The sequence below is a fragment of the Carnobacterium sp. genome (assembly GCF_040274945.1).
Lineage (GTDB): Bacteria > Bacillota > Bacilli > Lactobacillales > Carnobacteriaceae > Carnobacterium_B.
The window spans coordinates 157,933-172,619 of sequence record NZ_JBEMAR010000007.1 but is presented as its reverse complement, the minus strand read 5'-3'; the positions used below and the strand labels follow the sequence as shown (position 1 = coordinate 172,619).

Below are 14,687 nucleotides of genomic sequence, written 5' to 3'. Positions count from 1 at the left end.
TTCGGTTAACTCAAAAGTGTTTTTCATTTGAGTAGAAGCAACAAGCCTGAATTCGTTTAACTCAGAAGTGTTTTTCATTTGAGTAGAAGCAACAAGCCTGAATTCGTTTAACTCAGAAGCGTTTTTCATTTGAGTAGACGTAACAAGTCTTAATTCAATTAACTCAAAGCAACTTTCTATTTGAGTAAGCATAACAAGCTTCAATTCGACTAACAGACTAAAAATCCATTCTAACTGATCAAATCTAAGTCGTACTACCATAAGAATCTATTAAAACAATCAAGAAATTTAATTTTATTAAAAAACATTGTTCTTTTAGGTCAAGATTAATATACTAAAATCATTAGAATGTTATATTCTTAAGTTAATCATTCTTTAATTTTAACTTATTGTATTTGTATTAGATACAATAAGACAACGAATAGTTTAAGGAGTAAAGAAATGCTAATTAAAAAACTAGAAGAAAAAAGGTATTCATATATTTAGTGTATAGGAGGAAAAGAAATGGGAGACATTTATTTTGTTCGGCATGCTGAGTCAGATAGTAGAGTTCATGATGAGTTTTTAAGACCGTTAACTGAAAAAGGCATACAAGATAGTGCGTTAGTTACCAATTATTTGAAAGATAAGAATATTCAATACATCTATTCTAGTCCTTATGTCAGAGCAGTTGATACAGTTAAAAATTTATCTGAAATGTTTGCTATTGATGTGACGTGTATTGATAACTTTAGGGAACGCAATATTTCTAGTTGGGTTGAGGACTTTACTACTTTTAGTCAACAACAATGGAATGATTTTGACTATAAATTGTCTGATGGAGAATGTCTAAGAGAAGTTCAATTAAGAAATGTAAAGGCATTAATGGAACTAGTACAGTTACATCCGGAAGCAAATTATGTTATTGGGAGTCATGGAACGGCTCTAAGTACAATTATCAATCATTTCAATCCTCATTTTGGTTTCGAAGACTTTTCAAAAATAAAAGGGTTAATGCCTTGGATTGTAAAAATTACGTTTAAAAATCAAGTTTCTATAAAAATAGAGTCTATTGATGTGTTTAAAAATAACGAAATAACAACTATCAGTTTGAGTGAACCTATGTTGACGAATCATGTTAAATGAATTTGGACTCATAAAAAGTAGTATTGAGGAGATACTGAGTGGATTACATATCTTGGATTAGAAGTTATATTGGCAATCAAGAGATTATCTTGAATTTTTCAGGAGGAATCGTAACAAATCAAAAAAATGAAGTTTTGCTACAGTTAAGAAGCGATAAAAAATTGTGGGGCTTACCTGGTGGTGCTGTTGAAAAGGGTGAATCAGTTGAACAGGCTGCAATCAGAGAAGTGCTAGAAGAGACAGGCTTGCAAGTAAAAGTTGTATCGTTGCTAGGTATTTATTCCAATTACTTTGACACCTATCCTAACGGAGACAAAGCTCAAACCATTACAACAATATTTATTTTTAAACTAGCTAAAGGCAACCTTTCTCTCGAAAATAGTGAAACGTTAGACTTAGGTTTCTTTTCTAGAACCAATTTACCAGAAATAGCCAATCAACAGCACAGAGACGCAATAAAAGACTACTATTCTGGAGAATTGGGTTTTTATCGTTAGTTCAAATAGATGTTGCTAAATAATCTTCAGGAATCTTTTTTGATTTTTATCACTACTATAGCCAATAGACTCGTAAAACTTATGAGCTCCGGTTCTAGTTTCTCCAGAATTTAAGCGTACGCCAACTAAATCACGCTCATTAGCTACTTGTTCGATTCTTTGCATTAATTGTTTTCCAATACCTCTTTGTTGATAGTTTTGATTAATTGCCAAAGCCAATACGTTGAGCATAGGTTCTGAATAGAGCGTTTCATATAATTCCGCATGCACGTACCCTACAACTAATTCTTCCTCCTCAGCAATGTAAAAAATATGATGGTTGGGGTTAAGTAGTAACTTTTCCATCTGCGTTTTAGTCATTTCTATGGAAATGTCATATCCTAGAGACTCCGTATTCATTAAGTTGATTGCTTCAGCATCAGTTAGTTGCATATTTCGAACTCGAATCATAATTGTCCTCTTTTCATAAAGAATGGTAAGGTTATTTTATCATAACAAATGTAATTAGAAGTATTCTCACTAAGATTTTTAAGAAAAATTAGAAAAGTTATTCATTGGAGGAAAATGGAAGATGTTTAAACACGTAATTTGGGATTTTGATGGAACTCTTTTCGATACTTATCCAGTGATGGCAAAAATTTTTAAAGATTTACTGGAGAAAGAAGGAATAGAAGAGCCGTTAGATGAAATCAAACAACATATGCAAGTGTCTATGTCATTTGCTTTAATATACTATGAAAAAAAATATGCAATAAGCAGTGAGTTTATAGAGGACTATAAATTTTTACAGAAAACTAAAGGAATTGAATTAGCTAAACCGTTTGAAGACATTGAAGATATCTGTAAATATATCCATTCAACGAATAGAAAAAATTATTTGTACACTCATAGAGGAAAGTCTGCAGTAGTATTGTTAAAAAAATATGGATTATATGATTATTTTTCTGATTTTATTACGTTTGATCAAGGATTTGAAAGAAAACCAAACCCTGATGCACTAAATTATCTAATCAATGAGCACACTATTCATCCTGATGAAGCACTAATGATTGGAGACCGAGAGCTAGATTTACTAGCTGCAAAAAACGCTGGAATCAGTGCTTGTTATTTTAACGAGAAAAAAGGAAAAAATGAATATGCTGATTACACAATTGATCACTTTAAAAAATTGTATTCTATTATTTAAGTTTTTTTAACATAAATTGTAAGGTAGAATGCGTATCATTGGAAAAAGGTTTCCCTGTACCGTTATACTTCTTAATGAGTTAACCAATCTATTAAATCTTTTAGGAGGAATAGTATATGGTACAAGAAACGTATTTGATTACAGGTGCAGGAACAGGATTTGGAAAAGGTATTGCTTTTGGTCTGGCTGAACAAGGGAAAAAAGTTATCGCCGGAGTCGAAACAATGTCTGAAGTATCCGCATTGTTAAATGAAGCTGAAGAAAAGAAAATTGAGATACAAGTTGAGAAATTGGATGTAACCAATCCAGCAGATAGAGAAAGAGCGTGGACTTGGGATGTTGATGTCCTTTTGAATAATGCAGGAATTTCAGAAGGTGGATCACTGGTAGATATACCAGAAGAACAATTGCGCCGTCAATTTGAAGTAAATGTATTTGGACCAATGTTATTGACCCAAAAAATAGCTAAGACAATGGCAAAGAAACAACGAGGAAAAATTGTATTTATGTCTTCTGTTTCAGGATTAATGGCAGACCCAATATCAGGCCCTTATGGCGGATCAAAATTCACATTAGAAGCCTTTGCGGAATCGTTAAGTAAAGAACTTCAAGAGTTTAATGTGCAAGTGGCAACTATCAATCCTGGACCATTCTTAACGGGATTCAATGATCGAGAATTCGAAGCATGGAGAACTTGGAGAGATAATCCAGAAGAGCGTCTGTTTGATTATGAGCAATTAGCATTTCCTTACGAACAATTTGATCCCGAAGAAGTTATTAAAGAATCCATTAAAGTACTAACTGGAGAAACAAATGACTATCGAAATGTGATTCCTAAAGCAATGGGATCTATGGTTCAAAAGAGACAAAAAGAACTATGGGATAAAAAGACCGATGAAAATCTAGGTGAAAGACACGAAATGGTCCAAAAATCAATAGATATTGAGCCGGCTACAACACCAACAAAAGGGATTGTAAACAAGATAAAAGATAAATTGTAAGCAAAAAAAAAGAATTGCCTCTAGGTGGCAATTCTTTTTTTTTGCTTTTTATCGTACAGTGAATGATTCTTTGTTTGGTAAAGATAATGGTTTGAATTTATGATCGATTCATCGAAAATACCATTTCTAAAGCATCTAATGGGACTCTAGTAGTTTTCAGTTGGTAGATGATGTTATTCTTTTGCCAACGAATATCTACGTTAACTTCTTCTCCACCTTGGGGGTATTGTATATAAACGATACCTTGATCTTTAGGAGCTGGAAGATAATGCTCTTCTAAATATGCTACTATTTTTTTTGCTATTCCAGGATTATCCATTTGATCTTCGCTGACAGAACGGATAGAAAACAACCAGTTTCCTTCTTGCCAACTAAATTGCTGAGTCCCAGCAGCGCCTTCTCCATATCCAGTAATCCCATAGCCCAAATCGGAGCTGCCTTCCTCGTGTGGTTCTACTGATTTTCCATTTAAGAAAGTACCCAATTCTTCACTTGCTGAAGCCGGATTTTCATAAACTGTTCCGGTCACTTCGGCTAATTCTCCTTGGACATCCGTATAACTAACGGTATAGTTATCTCCTTCATTGGTTATTAGATTCGCTGTAACTGAAGAAGGTTCAGTGGTTGGAAAAGTTGTTGGTAATAAGACAAGCTCGGGAATCATTTTAAATTCAGAAGATATATCATTAGGTTCGTTTGAAGGTGTTTCTTGACTTTCTTGATCAGTAGAAGAACTAGCTGTTTCTTCGCTACTTGTTTCGGAAACTGCTGAACTACTTTCGCTGTTAGTAGTGTCCGTACTTTCTACCTCTTCTGATTCCGTAGTAGATGATGACGTACCAGTTGGTTCATCATTGTTGGAACATCCTATCAACATTATTCCACATAATCCTATTATTAAAAATTGGGGAATTGTCTTTTTCTTCATATAAAGTCCTCCTTTAGTTAGTTTAAGGATAACGTTTTCTATATTTAAGGTAAACTAACTTGTTTTATGTATACTGAAGACAGAGCGACTAAGTGTAAGTCATTGTTTACTTAAAGATACATCGTATGTTATAAATAAGTATTCAAAATCCTATATATGGAGTTATTTAATGTGATGCTACATCTATCGAAAACATAAATTAAGGAGACTATTTTTATGAAATCAGTAGCCATTTCAGTTACTAAATGTACTTTGATGATTGTATTTTTGTACGTTATTAATACTATTGTTAGTTTCTTATTTGGAAATTTAATACCTAATCCTGATGAAATGAGGGGAGCGATAGTTATTTAATTTTTATATTCCTAGGTGAACTTATAGCTGCTTATTTAGGCATATATATTGTGTTTAAAGTTGCAAAGATGGAAAAATAAAGCCTAATCAAACAAAAAAATATAGATTCTAAAAAAACACGCCATTTAAAATAAATGACGTGTTTTTTTAGAATCTTATTGGCGTGTTGTCGATTTTTTTAATATAAAATTTCAGACTCTTCGATTTGTTTTTGAATCTCTTCTTTATTAGCTTCAAGTTTAATCTGCAGTTCTTTAATAGTTGTTCCGAGGTTTTCAAGCATTTCAATATTTCGCCCAATTTTATCTTTGGTATCCCAATCAGAAAAAATATTATCAAAGAAAATGTCGAAAGTTTTACCCATACTGCTAAATTTTTCATAGCTAAGGTAAGTATCTAAAGAAACATCTTTTAATTCCTTAGTATAGCGTCCTAGGAGCTGTTCTAGTTGATTCATTTTGGCTTCAGCTTTATCAATTTTATTGTATTTCATCATATCGACGATAAAACTACTGTCTGTAAACATATCCCATGTTGAAAAAGAATCAGCTGAATCTAAGTCTTCTAAGGCAAAATCTATTCCATTCAAGACTCTTTCTCCGGCTGCAGAGGCTTCTTCAAGTTCAATCAATTCTTGTTTAAGTTGAGCACGTTTAAGTTCTTCAGTACTAATTTTTTCACGAAAATCACTATCTTGTTGGTATAAAAGTTCTTTTAACTGATTGAGTTCAGCAGTGGTCTGGTTAATAGTTGATTGAACATTAGCTAAATCTTCTCTAGATTCTAACATTAAAGCTAAAGACAAATCTAATTCCATTTTGGCTGTCAGTTGTTCTTGCATTTCTTTATCTAATCTTTTTTCGTAATTTCCAATTAACCGTTTCAAGAAAGTAGACAACGATTCAGTTTGTAATTTTTCGATATCTTCGCTTTCTTTATCAAAGTTTGCTTTTGCAGATTCATATCGTATAGTATTTTCTTCAAATCTTATTTTTGAACTTTCCTCTTTTTTTAATAACGATTTTAATTTTGCTTGTGAGGCTTCATATTTTTCTATCATTACATCCACTCCTATGTACAGTTTAGTTAAAAACAATAAAAGCATCTTTCGAGTCTATTATGACTTAAGAGAGTAAGAATCTCAATAAATAAAAGCCAACTTTAAATTTAAGGTTTTAAAAGAAATAGATTTTTCTAGTATTTCTGCCACACAGGGGACAGAATTAAAAATTCCTTTATCAATAGTTGAATACTTAAACTTTTCCATAAAATTTTAAAACCGCTTTTTCTAAAAAGATCTATTCGCTAAAATTTGAACGAAAAAAAGAAGATAAAGACTAATGGATGTAGCACGTTTGAATAATTTCAGTTTAAGCAAATGTCTGTTTAATGTATTAACAAGTTAGCATAGAAGTCCCGGAAATATTTATACGTACAATATTACTAAAAATGTTTACATGTACGTATAAGTAAGTTATACTATTTTATGAAAGCGCTATTAAAATAAAAAGTAGGAGAAATTATAATGACATAATAAGCTAAAATTGTTAAAGCAACATACTGTTTAATCATTATATTTTAAAATCCATATTTGAATTTTAAAAGGTGGTGGAGCAACTAAGTACAGTTAGAAAGGTATTATTTTTAATAGTGGGGAAATTTTTAATAATAGAATATAAAATAAAAAATAGTGAGGAGAAACAATAATGACTATAAAGAATATGAAAAAAATGGTTTTAACTTTAGTAGGGCTTTTATCAGTTTTTCTATTAGCAGCATGTGGCAGTTCTGAAGCGGATGATTCAAAAGCGTACATCGGTATTTCTATGCCAACACAATCAGCAGAGCGATGGATTGACGACGGGAATAATATGGTTACAAATCTAGAAGAATTAGGGTACAAAACGGATTTGCAATATGCTGAAGATGTTGTAGGTAACCAAGTTTCCCAAATTGAGAATATGATTACAAAAGGTGTGGATGTTCTTGTAATCGCTTCCGTAGATGGTTCGGCTCTAACCGATGTATTACAAAAAGCAAAAGATGAAGGAATTGAAGTTATTGCGTACGATAGATTACTGATGAATAGTGAAAATGTAGATTACTATGCAACTTTTGATAACTTTGGAGTTGGAGTTTTAGGTGCATCATATATTGAAGAGGCACTAGGGTTAAAAGATGGTGAAGGACCTTTTAATGTAGAATTATTTGGCGGATCTCCTGATGATAATAATGCTGTTATTAACTTTGATGGAGTAATGTCTGTGTTTAAACCTTATCTTGATAATGGTCAATTAGTTGTACCAAGTGGACAAACTAAATTTAATCAAATTGCAACGTTGCGTTGGGACGGTTCAACTGCACAGTCTCGCATGGATAACCTTTTGAGTGCTAACTATACTGACAAGACTTTGGATGCTGTTTTATCTCCATATGATCCTATTAGTTTAGGAATTATCTCATCATTAAAAGGTGTGGGTTATGGTTCTGATGACTTATCTTTACCTGTTATCACAGGGCAAGATGCTAATTTACCAGCAATCAAATCTATGGTAGCAGGTGAACAAAGTCAAACAATTTTTAAAGATACTAGAGAATTAGCATCTGTAACGATTGAAATGATAGAAGCCATTGTAAACGATGAAGAAGTAGAAGTTAATGATACAGAAACATATGATAATGGAACAAAAGTTGTTCCAACTTTTACGGTAGAACCGGTTTCAGTCGATATTGAAAACTATAAAGAGGCTTTGATTGATAGTGACTACTATACAGAAGCAGAAATTAATGAATAATAAAACATTTAAACTCTAAGTTATTCGTTTTTGAGAAACTCTATGTAAGTTTAGGAGGGATTATATGTCAGATATTATATTGGAAATGAAAAATATCACTAAAAACTTTTCGGGAGTTAAAGCCCTAGATAACGTTAGTCTAAAAATAAAAAAAGGGGAAGTTCATGCTTTATGCGGAGAAAATGGAGCAGGAAAATCTACTCTCATGAAAATTCTTAGCGGTGTTTATCCTTTTGGAGATTACTCTGGAGATATTGTTTATAAAGGTGAAGTTTGCCAATTTAAATCAATATCCGATAGTGAACAAAAAGGGATTGTGATCATTCATCAAGAATTGGCACTTATTCCATTCTTATCAGTGAAAGAAAACATTTTTCTGGGAAATGAACAGTCAAAGAAAGGAATTATTGATTGGAATATAACAGAAAAGAAAGCATCTAATTTATTAAATATAGTTGGGTTAACCATTTCACCTAATGCTTTAGTTACGCAGTTGGGAGTTGGGCAACAACAGTTAGTTGAAATAGCTAAGGCCTTCTCTAAGAATGTACAGTTATTGATACTAGATGAGCCTACAGCAGCTTTAAACGAAGACGATAGTGCAAATCTTTTGGAGCTTATCAAAGAATTTAAGAAGCAAGGGATAACATCAATTATAATTTCTCATAAATTAAATGAAATAACAGCTATTGCAGATAATGTAACTATTATCCGGGATGGAAAGTCTATTGAGACTTTGTCAAATGAACAAATTGATGAAAATCGAATTATTAAAGGGATGGTTGGTAGAGATCTTACGAATAGATATCCTGATAGAGAACCTAAAATAGGAAATAAAATATTTGAAGTAAAAAATTGGAATGTCTACCATCCACTTGATAGAACAAGAAAAGTGAATAATAATCTTGATTTTCATATTAAATCTGGAGAAATTGTCGGTATTGCGGGATTGATGGGAGCAGGAAGAACAGAATTTGCTATGAGTGTTTTCGGAAAATCTTATGGTTCTAATATTAGTGGACAAATTATAAAAGATGATAAGGAAATTAAGATTAATAATGTATCCGACGCCATTAAAAATCGTATTGCTTATCTTTCGGAAGATAGAAAAAACTATGGATTGAACTTACTACAAGATATTAAAGAAAATGTTACATTAGCAAGTTTATCTAAAATTTCGAATAAAGGTGTCATTGATAAAGAAAAAGAAATCATTGAAGCAGAGAAATACAGAGATAACATGAGAATTAAAACAAAAGATATTTATCAAAATGTAGGAAGTTTAAGTGGAGGAAATCAGCAAAAAGTTGTCCTAGGTAAATGGTTGATGTCTGAGCCGGATGTTCTTTTTCTTGATGAACCTACCCGTGGGATTGATGTAGGAGCAAAATTTGAAATCTATTCTATTATTGAACAGATGGCTAGAGCTGGAAAAGCGATTTGTATTATTTCATCAGAATTACCTGAGATATTAGGAATGTGCGACCGAATTTATACAATGAATGAAGGTCGCTTTACAGGTGATATTTCTAAAGAAGGAGCTACACAAGAAGATTTAATGAAACTGATGACTGCTGAGGAGGCAATGATTTAAATGGAAGAGACAAGTGAAAAAAAAGTACTATCACCAGAAAGTAATAAAGAGAAAAAAACAGCTAAAGACATTGTGTTGGATATTCTTAGTAAATACAGTATGATTTTTATTTTGATCGCTATCTTAATTGCATTTCAAATTTTAACAGATGGTATCCTTTGGAAACCATTAAATATTACTAACTTGATATTGCAAAATAGCCATGTATTAGTTTTAGCTATAGGAATGTTACTAGTTATTCTATTAGGAGATGTAGATTTATCAGTAGGATCGGTAGTAGCTTTTGTAGGAGCCGCTTCTGCTGTAATGATGGTTCAATGGCAATGGCATCCGATGATGGCTATCGTGGTTTCTTTATTAATTGGTGGATTAATAGGAGCTTGGAACGGCTTTTGGGTTTCCTATATCGGTATTCCTGCATTTATTGTTACACTCGCAGGTTTGCTCTCCTTTAGAGGACTTACTCAGGTTATTCTTGGCGGAACCACTCTGGCGCCTTTTCCAACATTTTTTACTAAATTAAGTTCTGGTTACATTCCTGATTTTATTGGCGGAGGCGAATTGCATATAACCTCTATATTGATAGGATTGGTTCTATCCTTACTTGCAGTTTGGAATATGTGGAAAGCACGTAAAAGAAAAAAAGATAATTTATTTGAAGTAGAATCTACAGTATGGTTTATTACTAAAGTGTTAATTATGTTTGTTTCAATCATGTTGCTAACTACTGTATTGGCTTCATATAAAGGATACCCAGTTATATTAATTCTTTTAGCAATTTTAATTATGATTTACGGTTTTTTAACAACCAAAACTACTCTTGGAAGACAGATTTACGCTATAGGAGGAAATCGGAAAGCTGCTGAATTATCAGGTGTTAAGACAAAGAAACTAACTTTTTGGATCTTTGTTAATATGGGAGTTCTTTCTGCACTAGCTGGTTTACTAGTAGCTTCTCGTTTAAATGCAGCTACTCCTAATGCTGGTAATGGTTTTGAATTAGATGCTATTGCGGCGGTATATATAGGAGGAGCATCTGCATCCGGTGGTATTGGTACAATTCTTGGAGCAGTTATAGGTGGATTAATTATGGGGATTTTGAATAACGGAATGTCCATTATGGGAATTGGAATTGACTGGCAACAAGCTATTAAAGGGTTAATATTATTACTTGCAGTTGCGTTTGATGTTTACAGTAGAAAAAGAAAAGCAACTTAATAAATAAGGATTAGGAGTGGATGACTTTTGGAAAATAAAACAATACTTCTTATCTGTACAGCAGGTATAACTACAGGATTACTTGTAAAAAAGATTCAAAAGCTTATAGAAGATGAAGGTAAAGATTACCATATTTATTCTGCACCTGCGATTGTTGTAGAGAGCATTTTAAAAGAACAAAAAATTGATGCTTTATTAATGGGTCCCCAATCCCAATATGAAATATCAAGATTAGAAGAATTGCTCAATTATAAAAAGGTGCCTTATAGATTAATAGATAATGAAGATTATGAGATATTGAATGCGCAAGCTATTTATAATAAGTTAAAGACGATGATTCAATAAAGATAGGCAGAATTAAAAAATCTGTCAAAGATACTTTTAATCGATAGAGGTATCTTTTAAATAACTAGAATAGGCAGTCAACTGAAAAAGTTGACTGCCTATTTTTTATCTGTAATTATTTAATCTTAGAATAGATTTTTGTTTCTTAATTGAAGTTCTATTTTATAAAGTACTAAATAATAAAAATAGGTGTAGTATTGTAACCGTATAAGACTTCCTAGACTATATATGTACGTACAAGATCGAAGGAAATTGATACTATGGCAAGTGAACCAAAGTATATAATGAAAAAAATAAATAAAAGCAACTTATTCTAGATGGAAAGTACGCTATAGATAGTAAAATACCTTCAGAGTCTGAACTAAAAGATAAGTTTAGTGTTAGTAGGCATACTGTACGACAGTCTATTTCAGACGTAGTAAACGAAGGATAGCAGATTCATCGACTAGAACTGACAGTTTTAAAGACCAATGAAGCAGCGCTAAATCTCTATCAAAAAATGGGTTTTGAAATTGAAGGATTAAAGAAAGATTCACTCTTAATTAATGAAGAGTATCAAGATAGATTTTCTCTTTCGAAGTTGATGGGTTAAATGAATTAAACGAGGTTTTTAAATCATTAAAAGACTGTAATTGTTAAGAAGATAGTTAGAAATTGATAACTTTTTTAGTTTATTTAAAGTATAATTAAAATAACGAATGCAATTTTACGTCTTTTTAGTTCTCTATAATAGAAATGATCAGATAGTCTTTTTAAATTATTATTTATCTAGTACAGGAGGGATTTTTATGGAATTTTCAGATTTTCTTTTTCAAGTTTATGGAATAGTGATTATTGCATTTTGGCCGGTCGTTTTTATTTTTTTTATCTACACTGTACTAAAATTTATAAAATTAACAAAAGAACGAAATAAGTACTTGAGTGAAATCAGCCAAGAACTAAAAAAATACAATAAATAACTATCTTAACTGAAAGTAACAGATCAGAATAGTACATATAAAAAGAATGGATAGCATACTACCAGATGAAGCATTTTTTCATCTGGTATTTACTGATTTTATGAGCAATTTTAAATTTTTACCTAAATGAAAAGATGCAAAGTAATAATGGATTCTGAGTTACATTTATTTGATCTATTTAAAAATAATTAAATGGATCAAATAATTCGAACAAAAAGAACAAAAATGTTTCTTTGTAGGATTTTTTAAAAGATACTTTGTATCTAGGTGTCTTGTATAGCGCAACTAATAAAGCTATTACCGTACATAATAAGGAATAACTAATAAGAAATATCAGTATATATAATAGTATTTCCATTTGATTACTCCATTCTCTCAAACTTGCCATTATATTTTTGTTATTAGATTAATCCTATTTAAAATAGCTACTCTTCAGTAATTTCTTTGAAGGTGCTAATCGTTGCATAGACTGAAAAAATCAGTATAAACACTAAACTGCTCCATTCTTTAATACCTAATGCAGATAGAGGTGAATCATGCAGGAATATAAATAGGTAGAGTAAACATCCGATATCTAAAAGAATGATGCCTACTACTTGTAGTCTATAGATACTCAAACTAAAACCTCCTATTTAGATTGACTTTTGACTGAATTTAACATAAATGATATAGGAATAATCATTAAAAAAAAGGTTAATTATTACAATTATATCTGTTATATTATAGTTGTTATTAAAAAACTATCTGGAGGGATTTATTTGAAGAAATTAGTCTTTATTTTAGGTTGTTTTACTATTTTTTGTTTTGGTGCTAAAGAGGTACAGGCTGCAGAGTCAATAACTCCAACTGAGAACACTGTCATCTATGATTTAAAACAGGGTGGATCGCAGCAGTTTGAAGTTGAAAATGATCTAGGTGAGGGCTACATTATTACAGTTGAAAAAGAACCACAATTTTTACTAGCAGCGAGTAGTGTGAGTAATGGTACATACAAAATTACAAAAGAGCGAGCGTTACAATGGAAAGCAAGTTATAAAATTGATGTAAGCAATAATAAAATTACTCGAGCACACTCTGGTTCAGCAACTGCCTATACAGGAAGCTTTAAAAGTTTGCTTTTAAAAGTCGATAGTTCTACGCAAGCTACTTATTATTTAAAACGAACACTGTTAGGTCTAGAATCTTCTATAAATTTAAGAGCTAAACTATCCGGAAGCAGCATTGCTGTTACGTATTAATTAAACAAGGTTTTTGTTTATTCGCCAAGGTATTCAACAGTGGTTGTTCCCCATCCTAAGTAGTCTCCAACAACACTGTAAATAGCAAATAGATTAACAAATAGACAACAAACACACGCTAGGTAAACAAACTTATACAGTGTGTTTGTTTTTTTATTTCGTTTGATCACAACTGGAGCCACAAGAAGACCTAATGGAGGAATCAAACACCCAATAAAAGCAATAGTTAACAATAGTAGTCCTTCATCTTTTTCAACAAATCCACGAATAAAATCTAATTTTTGGTGGTTTTCTTCAATTTTAATTTCATTTTCATGGATTTTATTCTTAAGTTTTTGATTTTCTTTAAGCAAATCGTCAATCGAAACTTCATAATACACACTTAGTTTAACTAAATTGTCTAAATCTGGATAACCATTCCCGGTTTCCCATTTTGAAATAGATTGTCTAGAGATTTGTAAATGTTCAGCAACATCTCCTTGCGAAAATCCTTTGTTAACTCTACTTTCTTTCAAGCGTTCTCCTAAGGCCATATGTCGTTCTCCTTCTTGAATATTTTCTTCTATCATACCGAAAATAACGGTTGTTGACTATCAACTATTGGTTGCTTTTAGCACCTATTGGTTTACATAGAAGATAAAGGAGAAAAATAGAGTGATTAAGATAAGCTTTTCTATTTCCTACTACAGGTTATTTAGGCAAATAGTTGAGTCAGTAGTCATTTTCTGAATAGTATAATTATAAACAGTATTTATCTTATTTTATTATTCATTTAACAAAAAAGTGTATAGGTATAAATTTAAAATGAGGAGAGGTAAATATGAAAAGTAAATTTAAATTTGTTTTATTAGTAGCGTTAGCGTTGATAAGTGTAACGGCATGTAAAACTTCAAATGAGAGTTCCTCGAGTACGAGTTCCCAAGAGTCTGAAAGTATAGAAGAACTTATCGTGCCCTATTATAAGGATGATGAATTAGTCACACTTGATGCAACGATTAAATTTCTTTCTTACGAAGTAAGGGATGATAAAGAAGGAAATCCAAGCCTTTTGCTATTAGCTGAATATACCAATCTTACTGATGAAAAAAGGATCCCCATACAAGATTTTTGGTATTTTACTGTTAGTCAAACGGTGGAACAAGAAGAGGTCTTTTTAGAAGAACAAGCAGTTATTTCAGAAAAAACTGCTAAGGATAGCAAATATAGCCATACATTAGGCAATAAGGTGTCAGAGGTTGATCCTGGAGAAACCGTTGAATTTATTTATTCCTTAAAATTAAAAAATACTAACCCAGTTAAATTAACCATGATGTCTTTACTAGATAAGTATGTAATGGGAGAAAAAATATTAAACTTAGAATAATTGATTATTTTAGAATGAATCAACTTCACATTTTAGCTATTCTTGGTAAGGCTATGTGCTTAATAACTATGGGTAGATGGTTTG

18 protein-coding genes are annotated in these 14,687 nt (G+C 31.6%); 12 read left to right on the top strand and 6 right to left on the bottom strand.

The features are described 5' to 3' along the window. Positions 1 to 261: hypothetical protein (locus ABS916_RS09115; protein ID WP_350451588.1), on the bottom strand; the 261-nt coding region annotated here is incomplete at its 3' end. 243 nt (positions 262 to 504) lie between these two features. Here ABS916_RS09115 and ABS916_RS09110 point away from each other — a divergent pair. Together ABS916_RS09110 and ABS916_RS09105 are read left to right on the top strand one after the other, a co-directional pair. Next, the gene (locus ABS916_RS09110) at positions 505 to 1,125 is read left to right on the top strand and encodes a histidine phosphatase family protein (RefSeq protein WP_350451587.1); all 621 of its coding nucleotides are present in this window, start codon (positions 505 to 507) and stop codon (positions 1,123 to 1,125) included. 38 nt (positions 1,126 to 1,163) lie between these two features. Further along, positions 1,164 to 1,622: an NUDIX hydrolase gene (locus ABS916_RS09105; protein WP_350451586.1), complete on the top strand. Its 459-nt coding sequence runs from the start codon at positions 1,164 to 1,166 to the stop codon at positions 1,620 to 1,622. Between the two features lie 15 nt (positions 1,623 to 1,637). Here the strand turns inward: ABS916_RS09105 and ABS916_RS09100 are convergent, their stop codons facing one another. Next, the gene (locus ABS916_RS09100; RefSeq protein ID WP_350451585.1) at positions 1,638 to 2,072 is read right to left on the bottom strand and encodes a GNAT family N-acetyltransferase; all 435 of its coding nucleotides are present in this window, start codon (positions 2,070 to 2,072) and stop codon (positions 1,638 to 1,640) included. A 121-nt stretch (positions 2,073 to 2,193) separates the two neighbouring features. Between ABS916_RS09100 and ABS916_RS09095 the strand changes: the two genes are divergently transcribed. Together ABS916_RS09095 and ABS916_RS09090 are read left to right on the top strand one after the other, a co-directional pair. After that, complete coding sequence (locus ABS916_RS09095) at positions 2,194 to 2,808, top strand: HAD-IA family hydrolase (protein ID WP_350451584.1); 615 nt, start codon at positions 2,194 to 2,196, stop codon at positions 2,806 to 2,808. Between the two features lie 116 nt (positions 2,809 to 2,924). After that, positions 2,925 to 3,809 (top strand): SDR family oxidoreductase, encoded by an 885-nt coding sequence (locus ABS916_RS09090; RefSeq protein ID WP_350451583.1) that lies wholly within the window; start codon positions 2,925 to 2,927, stop codon positions 3,807 to 3,809. Between the two features lie 97 nt (positions 3,810 to 3,906). Here the strand turns inward: ABS916_RS09090 and ABS916_RS09085 are convergent, their stop codons facing one another. Then, entirely contained in the window at positions 3,907 to 4,737 is an 831-nt protein-coding gene (locus tag ABS916_RS09085; protein WP_350451582.1) for a hypothetical protein, read from the bottom strand. Between the two features lie 532 nt (positions 4,738 to 5,269). Beyond that, entirely contained in the window at positions 5,270 to 6,151 is an 882-nt protein-coding gene (locus tag ABS916_RS09080; protein WP_350451581.1) for a coiled-coil domain-containing protein, read from the bottom strand. A 652-nt stretch (positions 6,152 to 6,803) separates the two neighbouring features. Between ABS916_RS09080 and chvE the strand changes: the two genes are divergently transcribed. The 6 genes from chvE to ABS916_RS09050 all read left to right on the top strand — a co-directional run bounded on the left by chvE (position 6,804) and on the right by ABS916_RS09050 (position 12,002). Next, positions 6,804 to 7,886 (top strand): multiple monosaccharide ABC transporter substrate-binding protein, encoded by a 1,083-nt coding sequence (chvE, locus tag ABS916_RS09075; protein ID WP_350451595.1) that lies wholly within the window; start codon positions 6,804 to 6,806, stop codon positions 7,884 to 7,886. A gap of 64 nt (positions 7,887 to 7,950) precedes the next feature. Beyond that, positions 7,951 to 9,480 (top strand): multiple monosaccharide ABC transporter ATP-binding protein, encoded by a 1,530-nt coding sequence (gene mmsA / locus ABS916_RS09070; protein ID WP_350451580.1) that lies wholly within the window; start codon positions 7,951 to 7,953, stop codon positions 9,478 to 9,480. After that, positions 9,481 to 10,698 carry a multiple monosaccharide ABC transporter permease gene (gene mmsB, locus ABS916_RS09065; protein ID WP_502880597.1) on the top strand — a complete coding sequence of 406 codons (1,218 nt, stop codon included), beginning with the start codon at positions 9,481 to 9,483 and terminating at the stop codon, positions 10,696 to 10,698. Between the two features lie 27 nt (positions 10,699 to 10,725). Further along, positions 10,726 to 11,043, top strand: a complete 318-nt coding sequence (locus ABS916_RS09060) for a PTS sugar transporter subunit IIB (protein WP_350451579.1) — start codon at positions 10,726 to 10,728, stop codon at positions 11,041 to 11,043. A 310-nt stretch (positions 11,044 to 11,353) separates the two neighbouring features. Continuing rightward, complete coding sequence (locus ABS916_RS09055) at positions 11,354 to 11,476, top strand: GntR family transcriptional regulator (protein ID WP_350451593.1); 123 nt, start codon at positions 11,354 to 11,356, stop codon at positions 11,474 to 11,476. A gap of 355 nt (positions 11,477 to 11,831) precedes the next feature. Beyond that, positions 11,832 to 12,002: a hypothetical protein gene (locus ABS916_RS09050; RefSeq protein WP_350451578.1), complete on the top strand. Its 171-nt coding sequence runs from the start codon at positions 11,832 to 11,834 to the stop codon at positions 12,000 to 12,002. 425 nt (positions 12,003 to 12,427) lie between these two features. Here ABS916_RS09050 and ABS916_RS09045 read toward each other — a convergent pair whose 3' ends face one another. Beyond that, entirely contained in the window at positions 12,428 to 12,619 is a 192-nt protein-coding gene (locus tag ABS916_RS09045) for a hypothetical protein (RefSeq protein WP_035020500.1), read from the bottom strand. Between the two features lie 141 nt (positions 12,620 to 12,760). Here ABS916_RS09045 and ABS916_RS09040 point away from each other — a divergent pair, with 141 nt between their 5' ends. Continuing rightward, positions 12,761 to 13,240 carry a DUF5626 family protein gene (locus tag ABS916_RS09040; RefSeq protein ID WP_350451577.1) on the top strand — a complete coding sequence of 160 codons (480 nt, stop codon included), beginning with the start codon at positions 12,761 to 12,763 and terminating at the stop codon, positions 13,238 to 13,240. 17 nt (positions 13,241 to 13,257) lie between these two features. Here ABS916_RS09040 and ABS916_RS09035 read toward each other — a convergent pair whose 3' ends face one another. Beyond that, on the bottom strand, positions 13,258 to 13,809 hold the full coding sequence (locus tag ABS916_RS09035) for a helix-turn-helix domain-containing protein (RefSeq protein WP_350451576.1): 552 nt from the start codon (positions 13,807 to 13,809) through the stop codon (positions 13,258 to 13,260). A gap of 251 nt (positions 13,810 to 14,060) precedes the next feature. On the opposite strand from ABS916_RS09035, the gene ABS916_RS09030 reads away from it, so the two are divergent. Then, entirely contained in the window at positions 14,061 to 14,603 is a 543-nt protein-coding gene (locus ABS916_RS09030; RefSeq protein WP_350451575.1) for a DUF5067 domain-containing protein, read from the top strand. Positions 14,604 to 14,687: the final 84 nt, after the last annotated feature.

Coding starts and splice junctions, on each gene's coding strand:
- ABS916_RS09110 (WP_350451587.1), top strand. CDS start 505: ATGGGAGACATTTATTTTGTTCGGCATGCTGAGTCAGATAGTAGAGTT.
- ABS916_RS09100 (WP_350451585.1), bottom strand. CDS start 2,072: ATGATTCGAGTTCGAAATATGCAACTAACTGATGCTGAAGCAATCAAC.
- ABS916_RS09095 (WP_350451584.1), top strand. CDS start 2,194: ATGTTTAAACACGTAATTTGGGATTTTGATGGAACTCTTTTCGATACT.
- ABS916_RS09090 (WP_350451583.1), top strand. CDS start 2,925: ATGGTACAAGAAACGTATTTGATTACAGGTGCAGGAACAGGATTTGGA.
- ABS916_RS09085 (WP_350451582.1), bottom strand. CDS start 4,737: ATGAAGAAAAAGACAATTCCCCAATTTTTAATAATAGGATTATGTGGA.
- ABS916_RS09080 (WP_350451581.1), bottom strand. CDS start 6,151: ATGATAGAAAAATATGAAGCCTCACAAGCAAAATTAAAATCGTTATTA.
- mmsA (WP_350451580.1), top strand. CDS start 7,951: ATGTCAGATATTATATTGGAAATGAAAAATATCACTAAAAACTTTTCG.
- mmsB (WP_502880597.1), top strand. CDS start 9,481: ATGGAAGAGACAAGTGAAAAAAAAGTACTATCACCAGAAAGTAATAAA.
- ABS916_RS09050 (WP_350451578.1), top strand. CDS start 11,832: ATGGAATTTTCAGATTTTCTTTTTCAAGTTTATGGAATAGTGATTATT.
- ABS916_RS09035 (WP_350451576.1), bottom strand. CDS start 13,809: ATGATAGAAGAAAATATTCAAGAAGGAGAACGACATATGGCCTTAGGA.
- ABS916_RS09030 (WP_350451575.1), top strand. CDS start 14,061: ATGAAAAGTAAATTTAAATTTGTTTTATTAGTAGCGTTAGCGTTGATA.